The 17,874-nt window shown below is 73.2% G+C and carries 15 protein-coding genes; 6 read left to right on the top strand and 9 right to left on the bottom strand.

The genetic code is table 11. The features are described 5' to 3' along the window. From AB0M03_RS21630 to AB0M03_RS21615, 4 genes are all read left to right on the top strand, one after another. A complete protein-coding gene (locus tag AB0M03_RS21630; RefSeq protein ID WP_363493273.1) occupies nucleotides 1-720 on the top strand; it encodes a VWA domain-containing protein in 720 nt (239 codons plus the stop codon). A gap of 58 nt (nucleotides 721-778) precedes the next feature. Further along, nucleotides 779-1,375: a hypothetical protein gene (locus AB0M03_RS21625; protein ID WP_363493271.1), complete on the top strand. Its 597-nt coding sequence runs from the start codon at nucleotides 779-781 to the stop codon at nucleotides 1,373-1,375. An 82-nt stretch (nucleotides 1,376-1,457) separates the two neighbouring features. After that, nucleotides 1,458-2,117 carry a hypothetical protein gene (locus AB0M03_RS21620; RefSeq protein WP_363493270.1) on the top strand — a complete coding sequence of 220 codons (660 nt, stop codon included), beginning with the start codon at nucleotides 1,458-1,460 and terminating at the stop codon, nucleotides 2,115-2,117. Nucleotides 2,118-2,219: 102 nt separating this feature from the next. Beyond that, entirely contained in the window at nucleotides 2,220-2,528 is a 309-nt protein-coding gene (locus AB0M03_RS21615; RefSeq protein WP_363493268.1) for a hypothetical protein, read from the top strand. Nucleotides 2,529-2,579: 51 nt separating this feature from the next. Here AB0M03_RS21615 and AB0M03_RS21610 read toward each other — a convergent pair whose 3' ends face one another. The 3 genes from AB0M03_RS21610 to AB0M03_RS21600 all read right to left on the bottom strand — a co-directional run bounded on the left by AB0M03_RS21610 (nucleotide 2,580) and on the right by AB0M03_RS21600 (nucleotide 5,635). Next, nucleotides 2,580-3,578, bottom strand: a complete 999-nt coding sequence (locus AB0M03_RS21610) for an ADP-ribosylglycohydrolase family protein (RefSeq protein WP_363493266.1) — start codon at nucleotides 3,576-3,578, stop codon at nucleotides 2,580-2,582. A 17-nt stretch (nucleotides 3,579-3,595) separates the two neighbouring features. Next, entirely contained in the window at nucleotides 3,596-4,807 is a 1,212-nt protein-coding gene (locus AB0M03_RS21605; protein WP_363493264.1) for a cytochrome P450, read from the bottom strand. An 84-nt stretch (nucleotides 4,808-4,891) separates the two neighbouring features. After that, nucleotides 4,892-5,635, bottom strand: a complete 744-nt coding sequence (locus AB0M03_RS21600) for an NAD-dependent deacylase (protein ID WP_363493263.1) — start codon at nucleotides 5,633-5,635, stop codon at nucleotides 4,892-4,894. A gap of 109 nt (nucleotides 5,636-5,744) precedes the next feature. Here AB0M03_RS21600 and AB0M03_RS21595 point away from each other — a divergent pair, with 109 nt between their 5' ends. Next, nucleotides 5,745-6,809 carry a MoxR family ATPase gene (locus AB0M03_RS21595; RefSeq protein WP_363493261.1) on the top strand — a complete coding sequence of 355 codons (1,065 nt, stop codon included), beginning with the start codon at nucleotides 5,745-5,747 and terminating at the stop codon, nucleotides 6,807-6,809. Next, nucleotides 6,806-8,617 carry a hypothetical protein gene (locus AB0M03_RS21590; protein WP_363493260.1) on the top strand — a complete coding sequence of 604 codons (1,812 nt, stop codon included), beginning with the start codon at nucleotides 6,806-6,808 and terminating at the stop codon, nucleotides 8,615-8,617. Before AB0M03_RS21595 ends, AB0M03_RS21590 begins: the two co-directional genes overlap by 4 nt. 192 nt (nucleotides 8,618-8,809) lie before the next feature. Here AB0M03_RS21590 and AB0M03_RS21585 read toward each other — a convergent pair whose 3' ends face one another. The 6 genes from AB0M03_RS21585 to AB0M03_RS21560 form a co-directional block, all read right to left on the bottom strand. Beyond that, on the bottom strand, nucleotides 8,810-9,784 hold the full coding sequence (locus tag AB0M03_RS21585; protein ID WP_363493258.1) for a hypothetical protein: 975 nt from the start codon (nucleotides 9,782-9,784) through the stop codon (nucleotides 8,810-8,812). Beyond that, a complete protein-coding gene (locus AB0M03_RS21580; protein WP_363493256.1) occupies nucleotides 9,781-11,025 on the bottom strand; it encodes a protein phosphatase 2C domain-containing protein in 1,245 nt (414 codons plus the stop codon). Before AB0M03_RS21580 ends, AB0M03_RS21585 begins: the two co-directional genes overlap by 4 nt. A 14-nt stretch (nucleotides 11,026-11,039) precedes the next feature. Next, nucleotides 11,040-11,696, bottom strand: a complete 657-nt coding sequence (locus AB0M03_RS21575) for a VWA domain-containing protein (RefSeq protein WP_363493254.1) — start codon at nucleotides 11,694-11,696, stop codon at nucleotides 11,040-11,042. Between the two features lie 45 nt (nucleotides 11,697-11,741). Next, nucleotides 11,742-12,248 carry a hypothetical protein gene (locus tag AB0M03_RS21570; RefSeq protein ID WP_363493252.1) on the bottom strand — a complete coding sequence of 169 codons (507 nt, stop codon included), beginning with the start codon at nucleotides 12,246-12,248 and terminating at the stop codon, nucleotides 11,742-11,744. Beyond that, entirely contained in the window at nucleotides 12,245-13,648 is a 1,404-nt protein-coding gene (locus AB0M03_RS21565; protein ID WP_363493250.1) for a hypothetical protein, read from the bottom strand. The genes AB0M03_RS21570 and AB0M03_RS21565 overlap by 4 nt, the downstream gene beginning before the upstream one ends. Before the next feature lie 310 nt (nucleotides 13,649-13,958). Continuing rightward, complete coding sequence (locus tag AB0M03_RS21560; RefSeq protein WP_363493248.1) at nucleotides 13,959-17,864, bottom strand: DNA-directed RNA polymerase subunit beta'; 3,906 nt, start codon at nucleotides 17,862-17,864, stop codon at nucleotides 13,959-13,961. Nucleotides 17,865-17,874 lie beyond the last annotated feature (10 nt).

Raw genomic sequence — 17,874 nt, 5'->3', positions numbered from 1 at the left:
GTGGGGCTGAGCCTGGAGAAGGTGACGGCGGCCGCCCCCGGGCTGGTCGGCCACTACACGTCGGCCGGGGCGAGCCTGGAGAAGTCCGGGCTGGGCGGGGTGCGGGCCGCCGTGTACCTGGTGCTGGACCGGTCGGGGTCGATGCGGCCGTTCTACCGGTCCGGCGCCGTCCAGCGCTTCGCCGAGCAGGTGCTCGCGCTCTCCGCGCACCTGGACGACGACGGGCGGGTGCCGGTGGTGTTCTTCTCCACCGAGGTCGACGGGGTGGCGGAGCTCTCGCTCACCGACCACCGCGGCCGGATCGGCGCACTGCACGACTCGCTCGGGCACATGGGCCGCACCAACTACCACCTGGCGATGAAGGCGGTCGTCCGGCTCCACCAGCTGTCGGGCTCCGCCGGCCCCGCGCTGGTGGTGTTCCAGACGGACGGCGGCCCGACCTCGCGCGCCGCGGCCCGGGAGCTGCTCTGCCTGGCCGCCGAACTGCCGGTCTACTGGCAGTTCGTGGGGTTCGGCGACCCGGCCGACCAGGAGTTCGCGTTCCTCCGCAGGCTGGACGAGCTCCCGGTGCCCGCCGCGCGCCCGGTCGACAACGCGGGCTTCTTCCCGGCCGGCCGCGACCCGGGGGCGATCCCCGACGCCGAGCTGTACGACCGGCTGCTGCGCGGTTTCCCCGAGTGGCTCGCGGCGGCCCGCAGGGCGGGGATCGTGAAGCACTGACCCGGCCGGGCCGCCGTGTGCCATGATCCTCGGGCGTCCAGCCGACCCGGGGGGAGTCATGAGCCGCATCAACTGCCCGGACTGCGGGCGGATCGACCAGGTCCAGAGCGTCCCCGGACTGTACGAGGCGCAGACGCACTCCTACGCCGGCACCACCCGCGGCTACGGCGGTGGGTACGGGGCCCGCACCTACTACACGTCGGGCTCGTCGAGCAGTCTGCTGGCCGACCAGATCGCACCGCCGCCGGTCCCCCGGCTGCTGCAGCCGACCGGTGGCTGCGCACTCGCGCTGATGACCGCCCTGGGGCTCGGGGGCGGTGTGATGGTGCTGCCGCTCCTGGCGTCCGGCGAACCCGGCGCCGGCCGGAAGGCCCTGATCGTGTTCGTCGTGCTCGCCCTGCCGTTCCTGGCTGCGGCACTGGCGCTGGTGGTCAAGCGGTTCCGGGACCGGCTGAAGAACCGCGCCGCCTTCCGTGACTACCGGGCGCGGTACCCGTCGCTGCTCGCGGTGTGGAGCACCGGTTTCCTCTGCCGCCGCTGCCACATCGCCTTCATTCCGGCCGGTGCGCTCGGCCTCGGCAAGCCCCGCACCGTGCCGGTGCCGGGCTACCAGCAGCTGGTCGCCGCCGTGGCCGCCGACCTCCGCCCGACATGACGGGCGGCCCGCACGGACAGCCTGACAGTGCACGGCAAGGCGACGGCCGAGGCGGTCGTCCAGTAACAGCAACGGGAGAACCATGCGACTTCGTACGGTAAGGACCGCCATCGCCGCCGGTGCCCTCGGCATGGCCGCACTCACGGGGTGCGGCATCAACGGCACCAAGAGCACGGATGACCCGACCATCGCCGGAGCAGTCACCGGTTCGGCCTCGCAGTCCGCGAGCGCATCGCCCTCCGCCGCTGGCGTCCCGGAGGCGGTGCTCCCCGACGGAGTCAGCCTGACGGTCGAGGCCCAGCCCACCGGCGACTCCCAGAAGGACGCGGTGCTCGCCGGCGTCACCGCCCGGTACCGAGCGGTCTACCAGGCCATCGGACGCCAGGACCCGGAGGACGCGCTCTACAAGCAGTGGACCACCGCGACCGTCAAGACCCTCAGCGCCCGCCAGCACGATCGGACGTACATCGCGAACCTGGTCGGCAAGAAGCACACCGTCACCGGTGTCTACCGCGTCTACGACCCGAAGTTCGTCACCCTCGACGACGCCAAGGCGAACGTCACCTGGTGTGAGGATCAGACCAAGGCGTTCGCCAAGGAGGTCGCCACCGGCAAGGTCCTGACCACCACTCCGAGCCGGACCGACTACATCTTCTTCGAGGCGAACCTGGAAAAGGCTGCGGACGGACGCTGGCTCACGTCTGCCCTCCTCGGACACGGAGGAGATTCACGGTGCCAGTAGCAAGGAGACTCCCCGCCGCCGTCCTGTGTCCCACCCGCCCCCGTCACAGGCCGGGGACGGCGGTGGCACGGGATCCCGACCGGCACATGCTGGTTCCCGACCGTGGTCGTCAACGGCCAGAACGTGCAGTCGCAGATCTCGTGCAGCAGCAAGTCCACCGGCGGCGGCCCGGCGGCCATGACCGACCGGAAGCGCTGGGACCGGAGGTCGGCTGCGACTGGCAGATCTTCCGAGGCTCGCCGAACGCGGGCCGCCGACCGGATGGGCGACCGGGCTGCCGTGGAGTCCTACGCGATCCGGCTCGACACCCAACTGCAGTACCTGAACGCCGAGTTGCAGCCGGCGACCGCGGAGCTGCTCCATGCGCTCGCCGACCCGTCCGACCCGCGGACGGCGTACGCGCGGCGGTGACGCCCCCGCCGGGCGGGGTCGCCCCCGCCCGGCGGTGCAGTCGTCGTTCCCTCAGTCCCAGAGTGCGCCGAGTGCGAGCAGCTCGTCGCGGTACTCGATGCGCGCGGCCCACTCCGCGGGCCAGGCGGACTCGCCGTGGTGCGCACCGGCGAAGGCGCCGGTGAGGCAGGCGATGGAGTCGGAGTCGCCGGAGGAGAAGGCCGCGCGGCGCACCGCGGCAACCGGGTCGTCGGGCAGCAGCAGGAAGCACAGCAGGCCGGTGGCGAAGGCCTCCTCGGCGATCCAGCCGGCGCCGGTGATCTCGCAGGGGTCGGTGTCGAGGGAGGGCCGGGCGAGGGCCGCGTCCAGCCGGTCGAGGACGAAGAGGCACTCGTCCCAGCCGCGGGTGATGAACTCCTGCGCCGAGTGGTCCTGGGCCTGCTCGGCGAGGTCGCCGAGCCAGAACTCGTCGTAGCGGGTGCGGTTCTCCAGCGCGTACTCGCGGAGCAGGCGCGGCAGTTCGGCCGGTGCCGTGCCGGTGGCGAGCAGCCGCACGGTGTACGCGGTGAGGTCGCTCGCGGCGAGCGCGGTGGGGTGGCCGTGCGTCAGCCCGGACTGCAGCTGGGCCGCACCGGCCATCTGGTGCACCGTCAGGTCGCGGACCAGGCCGAGCGGGGCGACCCGCATGTTGGCGCCGCAGCCCTTGGAGCCGACGTCGCTCGCCTCCTGCCAACGACGGCCGTCCTGGCTGAGGCGCCAGCAGGAGCGCATGCAGGTACGGCCGGGGGCGCGGGTGTTCTCCGGCGAGCGCCACCAGTCGACGAACTCCTCGCGCAGCGGCCCCTCCAGGCGCAGCGGGGTGAGTGCGCCGCGCTCCAGGGCGGTGCGCAGGCCGCGGCCCAGGGCGAGCGTCATCTGGGTGTCGTCGGTGACCCGGGCGGGTGCGGGCAGCGGGAGCCGCCGCCAGTCCGCGCAGCCCGCGGCGATGCCCGCCATGGTGTCGAACTCGGTCGGGTGCCCCATGGCGTCCCCGATCGCCAGACCCAGCAGTGCCCCCGTCGCTGCTCCCACAGCTCCTCCTGTACGTCTCAGGCCTCGACCAGCAGTTCCTCGAGCCCGCGGATCACGTACCCGGGCCGCCAGGCGGGCTCGCGGACCAGCCGCAGGCCGGGCGCCCGGCGGAGCAGTGCGCCGTACGACTCGTTGAGTTCCAGTCTGGCGAGCGGGGCGCCGAGACAGAAATGGATTCCGGCGCCGAAGGTGATGTGCGGGTTGTCGGTGCGGCCGACGTCGAGCCGGTCCGGGTCGGCGAAGCGCTCGGGGTCGCGGTTGGCGGAGCCGAAGAGCAGCGCGACCTCGGAGCCGCGCGGGATCACCGCGCCGCCGACCTCGATGTCCTCCAGCACCCAGCGCTCGAACATCTGCAACGGGGTGTCGTAGCGCATCAGTTCCTCGACGGCGGTGGGCAGGAGTTCGTCCACCGAGGCGCGCAGCCGGTCGAGTTCGCCGGGGTTGCGGAAGAGCGCCCACCAGCCGTTGCCGGTGGTGTTGACGGTGGCCTCGTGGCCGGCGTTGAGCAGCAGCACACAGGTGGAGACCACCTCCTGCTCGCTGAGCACGTCGCCCTCGTCGGCGACCAGGGCGAGGGCGCTGATCAGGTCGTCGCCGGGGTCGGCGCGGCGCTCGCGGATCAGGGCGCGCAGGTAGTCGGAGAACTCGGTGCTGGCGCGCACCGCCCGCTGCGCGGTCTCCTCGGTCGGGTTGAGCTCGAACATGCCGGTGATGTCGGCCGACCAGGGGCGCAGCAGGTGCCGGTCGCTCTCGGGCACGCCGAGCATCTCGGCGATGACGGCGACCGGCAGCGGCTCGGCGACCCGGGCGATCAGGTCGCCGCCGCCGTCGGCGAGCAGCCCGGTGACGAGGTCGTCGGCCATCCTGGCGACGGTGGGGCGCAGCGACTCGACCCGCCGCGGGGTGAAGGCCTTGGCGACCAGCCGCCGGATCCGGGTGTGATCGGGGGCCTCCAGGTCGAGCAGCCCGTTGTCGTTGAGGGTGTGGAAGGGCTCGTGCGCGGGGTCGGGCTGCGGCCGCCCGAACTCCTCGTGGGTGAACCGGTGGGTGTAGGTGCGGCCGAGGCGGCGGTCCCGCAGCAGGGCGGAGACGTCGGCGTGGCGGGCCACCAGCCACTGTCCGCTGGGTTCGTACCAGCTGACCGGCGCCTTCTCCCGCAGTTCGGCGTACGCGTCGTACGGGTGGGCGACGAATGCCGCCGACCACGGGTCGAAGCCACCGGTTGCCATCGTCCGACTCCCTCTTCCTCGGGGACGGCCCATGCTACGCGCGTCACGGGCCGGGGCGGGCGGCCCGGTCGTGACGGCGGCCGGTCAGCCCCGGCTGTCGGCGATGATCCGGCGGACCAGCTGCGGCAGGGCCTGCGAGATCGGCTCGCGGACGACCTCCTCGGCGGCCTCGTCGTAGGGGGTGGGCTCGGCGTTGACGACGATCAGGCGGGCGCCGTGGTCGACGGCGACCTGGGCGAGGCCGGCCGCCGGGTGGACCTGGAGCAGGGTGCCGACGGCGATGAAGAGGTCGCAGTTCTGGGCGATCGCCGCGGCCTGGGCGAGCACCTGCTCGTCCAGCATCTCGCCGAACATCACGGTGCACGGCTTCAGTACGCCGCCGCAGGCCAGGCAGGCCGGATCGTCCTCGCCGGCGGCGACCCGGGCGAGTGCCTCGTCCATGGTGCTGCGCACCCGGCAGCGGACGCACTGCACCCGGTGGGCGGTGCCGTGGAGTTCGAGCACCTTGCGCTCGGGCAGGCCCGAACGCTGGTGCAGGCCGTCGACGTTCTGCGTGAGGACGCGCAACGGCAGCCCGGAGCGCTCCAGTTCGACCAGGGCGAGGTGCCCGGCGTTCGGCCGGGCGGCGGCCGCGCCGACCTCCTGCCGCATCCGCCAGGAGCGCCTGCGGATGTCGGGATCGGCCAGGTACGGGCCGATGGTGACCAGCTCCTGCGCCTTCGGGTCGCGCTGCCACAGACCCTTCGGGCCACGGTAGTCGGGGATGCCGGAGTCGGTGGAGATGCCGGCGCCGGTCAGGACGGCGATCAGGGGCCGCTTGGCGTTCATGGTCCGGACGGTACGCGGCAACCCGCCGCGGACGCCACCGGAAAAACCGGGTGCGCGTCGTGCTGCGGCTGCGCACACTGGCGGCGAACCCCACCGTCGAAGGAGTCCTGTGCAGGGTGCCGTTACCGTCTCGCCGTCCGAGGTGCCCGAGCTGCTGCTCGGTCTGGCGACCGTCCGCCCGGTCTTCCTGTGGGGTGCGCCCGGCATCGGAAAGTCCTCCCTGGTCCGGGAGTTCGCCTCCTCGCTCGGCCTGGAGTGCGTGAGCCTGATCGGCACCCAGCTGGCACCGGAGGACCTCGTCGGCGTCCCGCAGATCACCCCGGACGGCCGCTCCCGGTTCTGCCCGCCGGAGTCCGTCGCCCGCGACGAGCCCTACTGCCTGTTCCTGGACGAGCTCAACGCCGCCTCGCCCGACGTGCAGAAGGCCTTCTACTCGCTGATCCTGGACCGCCGGATCGGCTCCTACGAACTGCCGCCCGGCTCGATCGTCATCGGCGCCGGCAACCGGGCGACCGACGGTGCACTGGCCAGGCCGATGGCGTCCGCCCTGGTCAACCGCCTGGTCCACGTCCACCTGCGGGCCAGTTCGACGGACTGGCTGGCCTGGGCCGCCGGCGCGGGCATCCACCCGTGGGTGCTCGACCACCTCACCGACCGGCCGGACCACCTGTGGTCGGCGCCGCCGAAGACCGAGGAGCCGTTCTCCACCCCGCGCGCCTGGCACATGCTCTCCGACGCGCTGCACTCCTTCGGCCCCGGCGTCACCGAACCCACCCTCCAGGTGCTCGCGCACGGCCTGCTCACCCCGCAGCACGCGGTGGCCTTCTGCGGCTACGCCAAGATCGTCCGCCACGCCTACGGTCTTGACGCCATCCTCAAGGGCGACGCCCGCTGGCCCGGCCGCCCCGAGGACCGCGACCTGCTGTACTACCTCGCCGACGCCTTCCGCGGCCGGCTGGTCAAGGAGCTCCCGGCCCGCAAGGAACACGCCTCCGAGGGGCTGCGGCGCACCGCCTACCGCGCGAAGTCGCTGCTCGTGCAGCTCGCCGAGATCTCCGTGGAGGTCGCCCAGACGGTGATCGCCGACGGGCCGGACGGCAACCCGGTGCTGCCCTCCTGGTTCCTGATCGAGGCCGCCCGCGACATGCCGCGGCTGGTCGAGGCCCGCCGGTGAGCCGCGGCGCCGCCGGCCGGCGGGCCGCCGCCCGCACCGGCGAGCAGCGCCCGGCCGACCCGGCCGCCGAGGCCTTCGCCGAGGCGGTCGCCCTCGTGCACCGCAACCACGCACTCGGCGCGATCGACGCCCGGATCTGCACCGACCCCGACTGCACGGCCGTCCCCCCGGGCGGCTGGGCGGTCGTCGACTCCGGCGGCACCGTCCACGCCGATGCCCGGCGCCGCGCCGAACCCGCCGAATGGGCCTGGGTGCTGACGCACTGCCTGCTCCACCTCGGCTTCGGCCACGTGCCTGCCGCCCACGGGAGACGGACCCCCGCCGACGACGCCCTGCAGGCGGCCCGCTGCGCCGTCGTCCACCGCTTCCAGGCCGCCTTCCAGGTCGGCCGGAGCCCGTTCGACCTGCCGCAGAACCTGCCCGCCGGGGACGAGGACGAACTCGCCCGGCGCTGGCGGCGGGACGGTGTGCCGGGCGTCCCGACCGCCTGCGGGCCCGGCCTGTCCGACCAGCTGCTGGTGCCGTGGTCCCGCTGGGACGACCCGCCGGACTGGACGACCGCCTTCGCCGCCGCCCTCACCCGGACCGTCTCCGCCGCCATGGACGTCGCCGGCGGACGCCGCTCCGGCCTCACCGCCGCCCGCGAACCCGTCCGGCCGTGGACACAGGCCCTGAACTGGTTCGTCTCCTCCTACCCGCTGCTCGGCGGCATCGCGGCCGGCATCACCCTGGTCGCCGACGCCGAACTCGCCCGCGCCCACGGCATCTCGGTGGCCGCCGTCAACGCCGCGGCCGGCGAGATCTACGTCAACCCGCTGCTGCACCTCACCGGCGAGGAATGGCGGTTCGTCCTCGGGCACGAGATGCTGCACGCCGCCCTGCGGCACGGCGAACGGGCCGGCGCCCGGGACCCGTACCTCTTCAACGTGGCCTGCGACTACGTCGTCAACGGCTGGCTGGTCGAGATGGACGTCGGCACCGTGCCGGAGGGCTCGCTGTACGACCCGGAGCTCAAGGGCCTCTCCGCGGAAGAGGTCTACGACCGGATCACCCGCGACCGACGCCGGCTGCGGCGCCTCGCCACCCTCGCCGGCAAGGGTCGGCCCGACATCCTCGGCGAGGCGCTCGGCGACGTCCGCGACTACGTCGACCTGGACGGGTTCTACCGGCGCGGCCTGCAGCAGGGCTTCGAACTGCACGAACGCGACCGCGGCACCCTCCCGGCCGGACTGGTCGAGGAGATCCGCGCCCTCTCCCACCCGCCGCTGCCCTGGGACGCCCGACTCGCCCGCTGGTTCGACGAGTTCGTCCCCTCGCCCGAGTCCGTCCGCAGCTACGCCCGGCCGTCGCGCCGCCAGTCCGCCACCCCCGACATCCCGCGGGCCGGGCGGTGGCGCCCGGAGACCGAGACCGCCCGCTGCACCTTCGGCGTCGTCCTCGACACCTCCGGATCGATGAGCCGGGCCCTGCTCGGCAAGGCCCTCGGCGCCATCGCCTCCTACGCCGCCGCCCGGGACGTCGCCGCCGCCCGCGTGGTCTTCTGCGACGCCGCACCGCACGACGCCGGGTACCTCCCGCCCGAGGAGATCGCCGGGCGGGTCCGTATCCGCGGCCGCGGCGGCACCGTCCTGCAGCCCGGGATCGATCTGCTGCAGCGCGCCGAGGACTTCCCGCCGGGGGCGCCGGTGCTGGTGATCACCGATGCCGAGTGCGACGTCCTGCGGGTGCGGCGCGAGCACGCCTACCTCGTGCCCCGCCACGCCACCCTCCCCTTCACCCCCCGCGGCCCGGTCTTCCGCATGCAGTGACGGCCGGCGCCCGGACCCGGCTGCGGGGCAACCCCCGAAGGGTGCGGGGAACCGCGCGCGGCGGAAGGCGCCCGCCGGAACCGCACCCGCCCACGGACCACTGCACTGCCGCGACCACCGGTGGGGTTGCTCCCGCAGTCGCGCAGTTCCCCGCACCCCCGGGGTGACCCCTCGGCGCTGCGCCCTTTCGCGTCAGGGGGGTGGCAGGGGAATGGTGCCGCGGGGGCCTCGGCGGTTGCCGAAGAGGGAGGTGTCGACGGGGCGGGGCGGCGGGGGCCGCAGGCGGGGGACGGGGATGACGTCCCGTTCGTCCAGGGCGGCCGCCCAGGCCCGCAGGTCGGGGCGGGTGCCGAAGGGCCCGGCGGCCTCCTGCCAGAGTCGGCGGACGGCCTCGTGCTGCCGGTCATTGAGCACGCCGGGCAGCGGCACCAGCGGCTGCCCCGGGGCGAGGTAGGCGGCCTGGGCGAGGACCCGGCCCACGACCAGGGCCGCCTTGTAGCGGTCGCTGTCCACGGTGGCGGCACTGCCGTTCGGCGAGAGCGGGTCGCCCCAGTCGGGGGTCTCGGCCTGGTCCAGGACGGGCCGGGAGCCGGCCCGCCGGATTCCGTCGCAGTCGATCAGGAACACCGCCGGCTCCGGCACCACCGTCCACAGGATGTTGGCCTGGGAGAGGTCCCCGACGACCAGGCCGTGCCGGTGGAACCCGGCGACCAGGTCCACGATCGTCCGGGCGAGCACCAGCCGCTGTTCCGGCAGGGGCCGCACCACCCCGGCGGTCGCCGGCCGCTCCGGGTGCAGCAGGTACTGGAGTTCGGTCAGCTTGCGGCTTCCGGCCGCGGTCTGCCACCGCATGGCGTCGGGTGCGGCGCGCATGAGGAAGCCGGTGCAGCGGCCGGCGGCCAGCACCCGGCAGAGCGGCCAGGCCGAGCGGGCGTCGAGGGCGCCGCGTTCCGCCTCGTCGAGGCCGCGCCGCAGCCGTACCAGCTCGGACAGGGCGGAGCCCTGCACCCGGGCCGGGTCGAGGTACTCCTTGTAGAGCAGGTCGAAGTCGCCGTCGAGCCGGTGGATGCGGCCCTGGCCGCCCGCACCGACCACGCCGTCGAGCGCGAGGTCCGCGAGGTCGAGGTCCCCGCCGTCGGCGACCGCGGTGGCGACCGCGCCGGTCACCGCTCGCCCTCCCAGAGGCAGACGACGCTGCGGTCGTCGTCGTAGCTGCGGGCCCTGATCTGCGCCTGCCACAGGTACTCGGCGAGGCCGGGCACCGTGCCGCCGCCCCACCGCTGCGCGTAGAACTCGGCCACGCCGGGCTCCTTGGTCAGCGGGTTGGCGAGGCCGTCGGTGCACATCACCAGGACGTCGCCGGGCAGGCCGTCGGTGACCAGGTCCACCACGGGGGCGCCGAAGTTGACCGGGAGGGCCTCGGTGCCGGTGTCGAAGACGGCGCCCTCGCCGGCGATCCGTTCCAGCGACTCCCATCTGCCGCCGCGCAACCGGAACAGCCCGCCGTCGCCGACGGCGAGGAAGCCGCGGACCCGGGACTGCGGGTCGGTCGGCACCAGCAGGGCCCGCAGGGTGGTGGCGTACTCGGCGGGGCCGTGCCCGGCCTTCTCCGCCTCGGCCCGCAGGCGCTCGGCGACCCGGCCCATGACGACGTGGGCGTGCCGGGCGAAGCCGTTCCCGTCCCCGGCGTGGAGGGCGGCGGAGAGTCGTTCGGCGTCGTTCAGGAGGCAGCTGACGAGCAGTCGGCAGGCGCCGGCCGAGCCTCGGTGGGAGTAGCGGGCCGACCCGACGCCGTCCGCCGCCGCGAGGACGGCGATCCCGCCGACCCGGGCGAGCAGCACCGAGTCCTGGCGGCACTCCTTCGCGTAGCGGTGGGAGTCGCCGCGGATCGAGGCGGCGCGGACGGTGGCGGAGCCGACGGTGCCGCCGTCGACCACGGTGTCCGGGACCATGGCGGCGAACAGGTCGGAGCCGGTCTCGGTCAGTTCACCGGGCTCGGCCGGATAGGCGGGCGGACGGACGCCGGTGTGCGCAGCGGGGCCGAGGCCCGGGTCGTGCCCGGCGTGGTCGGCGGTGGGCCGCAGGACGGCCATGGCCACGGTCTCCTCGACCTCGGCCTGTTGCGGCCGCTCGGCCTGCCGGTGCGCGTAGGACCGGTCGTCCGGCGGCACGGGTGCGGCGGCGGGCGGAGGCTCCCACGGCGGGACGGCGATGTCCGGCCGCTGCTGCGGCCGGTAGCCGGTGTGCTGCGGGGGCGGGGGCTCCCACGGCGGGACGGCCGGGCGGCCGTCGGCCTGCTCGGTGCGCTGCGGTGCCTGCAGGGGCGGCCAGCGCCATTCGGCCGCCGCGGCGGCGGCGTGCGGGTTCCGGTGGGCCGACCCGTCCCGGCCGGCGTGCTCCTCGTTCATCGGCTCGTTCCCGTTCACAGCTTGTCGAGGGAGACGCTGGTGAAGCCGGGCACGTGGTCGTCGACCTGCAGGCTCATGCCCTCGCCGGCCCGGGCGCCGCTCGCCGAGCGGACGATCGAGCGGGTGAGGCTGCCGGCGAACTCCTTGAGCGCCTCGGCCGGCTTCACGTTGTCGTCCTGCTGCATGAACGCCTTGAAGGTGGCGACGTGGCCGATCACGGACTGGTCCGCCGTGCCGATGCCGAAGGCGATGATGTGCGGCCGGTAGGCCGATCCGAGCAGCTCGTCGTAGCCGAGCTCCCAGCCGCCGTCGGTGGGGACGCCGTCGGAGAGGAAGAACACCACCGGCCGGTAGACGTCGTGCCCCTGGGCCTTCAACGCGGGAACGTCCCGCTCGATCGCCGACCGCAGGACGCGGAAGGCGCTGCCGAACGAGGTGAACCCGCCAGCCTGCAGCCGCGGCAGCGCGGTCACCTCGCCGAGGTCGACCAGCGGCTGGAGCTCCTTGGCGTCGTCGGAGAAGCCGATCAGCGCGAAGCGGGTCTTGTCGGCGATGGTCGGGTTGGTGCTGATCTCACTGTGCAGTGCGACCAGCGCGTCGTTGAGCACGTCGATGTCGCCGGACATCGAGCCGGACTCGTCGCACACCATGTAGAAGGGGAGGATCTGCACTGCGCTGTCTCCAGGTTCGAGGGACGGGTCGGGAGCCGGAGGGGCTCACCGGGTGTAGAAGTAGATCTCCAGGGACGCATGCCGGGGGTTGTCCTCCAGCGAGATGAAGTCCCGGGTGGTGGCGCCCGCGAACATCTCCGGACGGGCCTGCGGCAGCAGGCCGTTGACCGTGTGCGCATAGGCCTGGCCGAGTCCGGGGTCGCGGTTGCTGCCGAAGGTGAGGACGACGGCGGCCTGCCGGCCGCGGTGGGCCTCGGTGGCTGCACGGATCTGTGCGGTGACCGCCGTGTCGTCGCCGGACACCCGGATGGTCACCGGGTCGTGCTCGACACCGCGCGGGCCGGTACCGGTCGGGGACGGGCTCGCGGACGGCGACGGGCCCGCCGACTCCGATGCCGACGGTGACGGGCGGGCGCCGCGTTCGGCGGCGACCGGGTCGCCCTGGTCGCCCATCGCCACCAGGGCCAGCACCAGCAGCATGTCCGCGAAGAGCCAGCCGGCCATGGCCAGGCCGTCGGCGCGGGCCCGCCCGGGGCGCGGACGGCGGATCATCCGGCCGCCTTGCGCAGCGACAGCCGGTCCGCCTCGAGCAGGGAGATGCCGCTCTCCGCGGGGGCGGCCGGGTGCTCCGTGCCGGGGGCGTGGGGCTCGACGCGGGCACCGGGGGCGGGCTGCGGGCCCCGCTCGCGGAGCAGGTCGGCGGCCCGCCGCGCCCCGTCGTCGGCGTGCCGGGCCGCAGTGTCGGCCCGGTGCGCGGCGTGGTCGGCCCGGCGGGCGGTGTCGTCGGCGTGCCGGGCGGCCGCACGGGCGGCGGCGGAGGCGCCGGAGACCTGTTCGCCCAGCTCGGCGAGGTGCCGGGTGAGGTCGTCGAGGCGTTCCAGCACCCGCCCGCTGACGTCGGCGGCGAGCTCCGCGCCGGTGGTGAAGCCGCGCTGCGCCGCCGCCAGGTCGCGGACGGCCTCCTCCACGCGGGTGCCGGCGTCGGCCAGTTCGGCGCCGACGGCCTCTGCGGAGTCCCGGACGGCGGCGGCCGCGTCGGCCAGCCGCCGGCCGCTGCGGTCGACCAGCCCGTCGGTGGCGGCCGCACCGTCGCGGACGGTCCCCACCAGCTTCTCGGCCCCGGCGGCCACGGCCTGCTCGACCCGGCCGGCGGCCCGCTCCACGTCGCCGACGGCTGCCCGCAGCGGGGCCACCGAGGCGGCGACGTCGGCGAGCTGCTCCCGGGCGTCGAGCACGGTGTCCCGGACGGCCTCGGCCGCACTGCCGAGTTCGCGCTGGGCCTGCACGGCCTGCTCGCCGAGCCGCTCCAGGGTCTCGGCGGCGCCGGTGAGTTCGGCGGCGAAGCGCTGCGGCGAGGCCCGCCGGTGCTCGTGCAGGGCGGCCTGGGCACGGGTCAGCAGCGGGGCCAGCTCGGCGAGCAGGCCCTCCGCCGTCCGGGCTGACTCGGCCTCGCGGCGCTCGGCCCCGCTCTGCTTGAGGCCGTGCACCACCGACAGCACCAGCAGCAGGCCGATCACCGCGCTGGCGCCGGCCGCGACGTGGCCGAAGGTGGCCCAGGAGCCGAGCCGCCCGTCGAAGCCGGTCTGCCAGAGCTGCAGGAAGGGGCGGCCCGCCTGCCGCGGGTCGCTGCCGATCAGGGCCTGGTAGGCGCTGGTGGCACGCATCAGGCCGAACCAGGTCACCAGCAGCGGAACGAACACCAGCGCGCCGATGCCGACCTCGACGAGGGACCACATCCGGGCCTCGCCGCGGCCGTCCGGCGTCACGCTCTCCGGCCGGACGAAGGAGTGCAGCAGGTCGAGCTCGGCCCACGGCCCCGGGTCGCCCGGGCCGTCCAGGGCGGCCGCGAGCGCCTCCAGCTCCGCGCTCCGTCCGGCGAGTTCCGGCTTCCCGGCGAGCCCGCGCAGCCCGGACGCGATCGTGACGTGGTCAAGGAGCCCGCCCCGGGCCATGGCACCGTTCCCTCTCGCTGCTGCCGACGCGCGCGCAGCCCGGGGCACACCCGGGCCGGCTGCGGCAGGAGTCATGGCGGCAGGGAAGACACGCACTGGACCGCTCGTCGATTCGGCGCCCCCACCTCGCGCGGCGAGCGTAGCGCAGACCACCGCACGCCATGCCCAACTCCGTTCAATTGCAAGGCAGTTCGAACACCCGGCGGAAACGGTCCGACCACTGGACCACCGGCCCCGGAACCCACGGGAAACGCCGCAGGGCGGCCACCCCGGAAGGGTGACCGCCCTGCGGCGTTCAGGACCTGCGGACTCAGCCGGTGTACGGGCCGTAGTCGTAGTCGTCCAGCGGGACCGCCTGGCCGGAGCCGGCGCCGAAGGGCGACAGGTCGTAGTCGTCGTAGCCGACGGCCGAGTACATGGCGGCCTTGGCCTCCTCGGTCGGCTCGACCCGGATGTTGCGGTAGCGGGGCAGACCCGTACCGGCCGGGATGAGCTTACCGAGGATGACGTTCTCCTTGAGGCCCAGCAGCGGGTCCGACTTGGCGTGGATCGCCGCGTCGGTGAGCACCCGGGTCGTCTCCTGGAAGGAGGCGGCCGACAGCCAGGACTCGGTGGCCAGCGAGGCCTTGGTGATACCCATGAGCTGCGGACGGCCGGAGGCGGGGTGGCCGCCCTCGGACACGACGCGGCGGTTCTCCTGCTCGAAGCGGCCGCGCTCGACGAGCTCGCCCGGGAGCAGCTCGGCGTCGCCCGACTCGATGATCGTCACGCGGCGGAGCATCTGCCGGATGATGATCTCGATGTGCTTGTCGTGGATCGACACACCCTGCGAGTTGTAGACCTTCTGGACCTCGGCGACCAGGTGGACCTGGACGGCACGCTGGCCCATGATGCGCAGGACGTCGTGCGGGTTGGTGGCACCGACGGTCAGCTTCTGGCCGACCTCGACCGCCTCGCCCTCGCTCACCAGGAGCTTGACGCGCTTGGAGACCGGGTAGGCGATCTCGTCGCTGCCGTCGTCCGGGGTGACGACGATCTTGCGGGTCTTCTCGGTGTCCTCGATGCGGACGCGGCCCTGCGCCTCCGAGATCGGGGCCACACCCTTGGGGGTACGGGCCTCGAAGAGCTCGACGACACGCGGCAGACCCTGGGTGATGTCGTCACCGGCCACACCACCGGTGTGGAAGGTACGCATGGTCAGCTGGGTACCGGGCTCACCGATGGACTGGGCGGCGATGATGCCGACCGCCTCACCGATGTCGACCAGCTTGCCGGTGGCCAGCGAACGGCCGTAGCACATGGCGCAGGTGCCGACCGCCGACTCACAGGTGAGGATCGAGCGGGTCTTGACCTCGCCGATGCCGTGCCGGATCAGCTCGTCGATCAGCACGTCACCGAGGTCGGTGTTGGCGGTGGCAAGGAGCTTGCCGTCCACCGTGATGTCCTCGGCGAGCATGCGGGCGTAGACGCTGGTCTCGACGTCGTCGGCCTTGCGCAGCACGCCGTCGGCGCCCACGGAGCCGATCGACAGCTTGAGGCCGCGCTCGGTGCCGCAGTCCTCCTCGCGAATGATGACGTCCTGGGAGACGTCGACCAGACGACGGGTGAGGTAACCGGAGTCGGCGGTGCGCAGGGCGGTGTCGGCGAGACCCTTACGGGCACCGTGGGTGGAGATGAAGTACTCCAGCACGGACAGGCCCTCGCGGAAGGACGCCTTGATGGGACGCGGGATCGTCTCGTTCTTGGCGTTCGACACCAGACCGCGCATACCGGCGATCTGACGCATCTGCATCATGTTTCCACGAGCACCCGAGTCGACCATCATGAAGATGGGGTTGGTCTTCGGGAAGTTCGCGGCCATGGCCTCGGCGACCTCGTTGGTCGCGCGGGTCCAGATGCCGACCAGCTCGCTCTTGCGCTCGTCGTTGGTGATCAGACCGCGCTCGTACTGCTTCTGGACCTTCTCCGCCTGCGCCTCGTAGCCCTCGAGGATCTGGGGCTTGCTCGGCGGGACGATGACGTCCGAGATCGAGACGGTGACACCGGAACGGGTCGACCAGTGGAAGCCGGCCGCCTTCAGGTTGTCGAGCGTCGCGGCGACGACGACCTTCGGGTAGCGCTCGGCCAGGTCGTTGACGATGGCCGACAGCTGCTTCTTGCCGACCTCGTAGTCGACGAACGGGTAGTCCTCGGGCAGCAGCTCGTTGAAGAGCGCACGGCCCAGGGTGGTGGTGATCCGGAAGGGCTCGCCCTCGGTCCAGGCGGCCGGCTGGCCGTCCATCCACTCCGGGTCCACCTGGGGCGTCCAGCCGCGCGGCGGAACCGTGCCGGCGGGCAGGCGCAGGTCGATCTGGGCCTGGACGTCCAGCTCGCGGGCGTCGAAGGCCATGATCGCCTCGGCGGTCGACGAGAAGGAGCGGCCGGCGCCCTTCACGTTGTCGCGGTCCGAGGTGAGGAAGAACAGACCCAGCACCATGTCCTGGGTCGGCATGGTCACCGGCCGGCCGTCGGCCGGCTTGAGGATGTTGTTCGAGGACAGCATCAGGATGCGGGCCTCGGCCTGCGCCTCCGCGGAGAGCGGCAGGTGGACGGCCATCTGGTCACCGTCGAAGTCCGCGTTGAACGCGGTGCAGACGAGCGGGTGGATCTGGATGGCCTTGCCCTCGACCAGCTGCGGCTCGAAGGCCTGGATGCCGAGGCGGTGCAGGGTGGGTGCACGGTTCAGCAGGACCGGGTGCTCGGCGATGACCTCTTCGAGGACGTCCCACACGACCGGGCGGGCGCGCTCGACCATGCGCTTGGCCGACTTGATGTTCTGCGCGTGGTTCAGGTCGACCAGGCGCTTCATCACGAACGGCTTGAAGAGCTCCAGCGCCATGGCCTTGGGCAGACCGCACTGGTGCAGCTTGAGCTGCGGGCCGACGACGATGACCGAACGGGCCGAGTAGTCGACGCGCTTGCCGAGCAGGTTCTGGCGGAAACGACCCTGCTTGCCCTTGAGCATGTCGGACAGCGACTTCAGCGGACGGTTGCCGGGGCCCGTGACCGGGCGGCCGCGGCGGCCGTTGTCGAAGAGCGCGTCGACGGCCTCCTGGAGCATGCGCTTCTCGTTGTTCACGATGATCTCGGGGGCACCGAGGTCGAGGAGGCGCTTCAGGCGGTTGTTGCGGTTGATGACGCGGCGGTACAGGTCGTTCAGGTCGGAGGTCGCGAAGCGGCCACCGTCCAGCTGCACCATCGGACGCAGGTCCGGCGGGATGACCGGCACGCAGTCCAGCACCATGCCCTGCGGCTTGTTGGTGGTCTGCAGGAACGCGGAGACGACCTTGAGGCGCTTGAGCGCACGGGTCTTCTTCTGGCCCTTGCCGGTGCGGATGATCTCGCGCAGGCGCTCGGACTCCTCCGCCAGGTCGAAGGTCTCCAGGCGGTCCTTGAGGGCCGCGGCACCCATCGAGCCGGAGAAGTACGTGCCGAAGCGGTCGCGCAGCTCGCGGTAGAGCAGCTCGTCGCCCTCGAGGTCCTGGACCTTGAGGTTCTTGAAGCGGGTCCACACCTCGTCGAGGCGGTCCAGCTCGCGCTGGGCGCGGTCGCGCAGCTGCTTCATCTCGCGCTCGGCGCCCTCGCGCACCTTGCGGCGGACGTCGGCCTTGGCGCCCTCGGCCTCGAGCTCGGCCAGGTCGGTCTCGGCCTTCTTGGCGCGGGCCTCGAGGTCGGCGTCGCGGCGGTTCTCGATCTGCTGGCGCTCGACCGAGACGTGCGCCTCCAGGGACGGCAGGTCGCGCTGGCGGCGCTCGTCGTCGACCCAGGTGATCATGTAGGCGGCGAAGTAGATGACCTTCTCGAGGTCCTTCGGCGCCAGGTCGAGCAGGTAGCCCAGGCGGGACGGGACGCCCTTGAAGTACCAGATGTGGGTGACCGGGGCGGCCAGCTCGATGTGGCCCATCCGCTCGCGGCGCACCTTGGCGCGGGTCACCTCGACGCCGCAGCGCTCGCAGATGATGCCCTTGAAGCGGACGCGCTTGTACTTACCGCAGTAGCACTCCCAGTCCCGGGTGGGGCCGAAGATCTTCTCGCAGAAGAGGCCGTCCTTTTCGGGCTTCAGCGTGCGGTAGTTGATGGTCTCCGGCTTCTTGACCTCGCCGTGCGACCACTGGCGGATGTCGTCGGCGGTGGCCAGGCCGATGCGGAGCTCGTCGAAGAAGTTGACGTCAAGCACTGGTCGTCAA

Source organism: Kitasatospora sp. NPDC051914 (assembly GCF_040680995.1).
GTDB lineage: Bacteria > Actinomycetota > Actinomycetes > Streptomycetales > Streptomycetaceae > Kitasatospora.
Note: the sequence above shows the minus strand (reverse complement) of the source record. Positions and strands in the feature narration are given on the sequence as shown.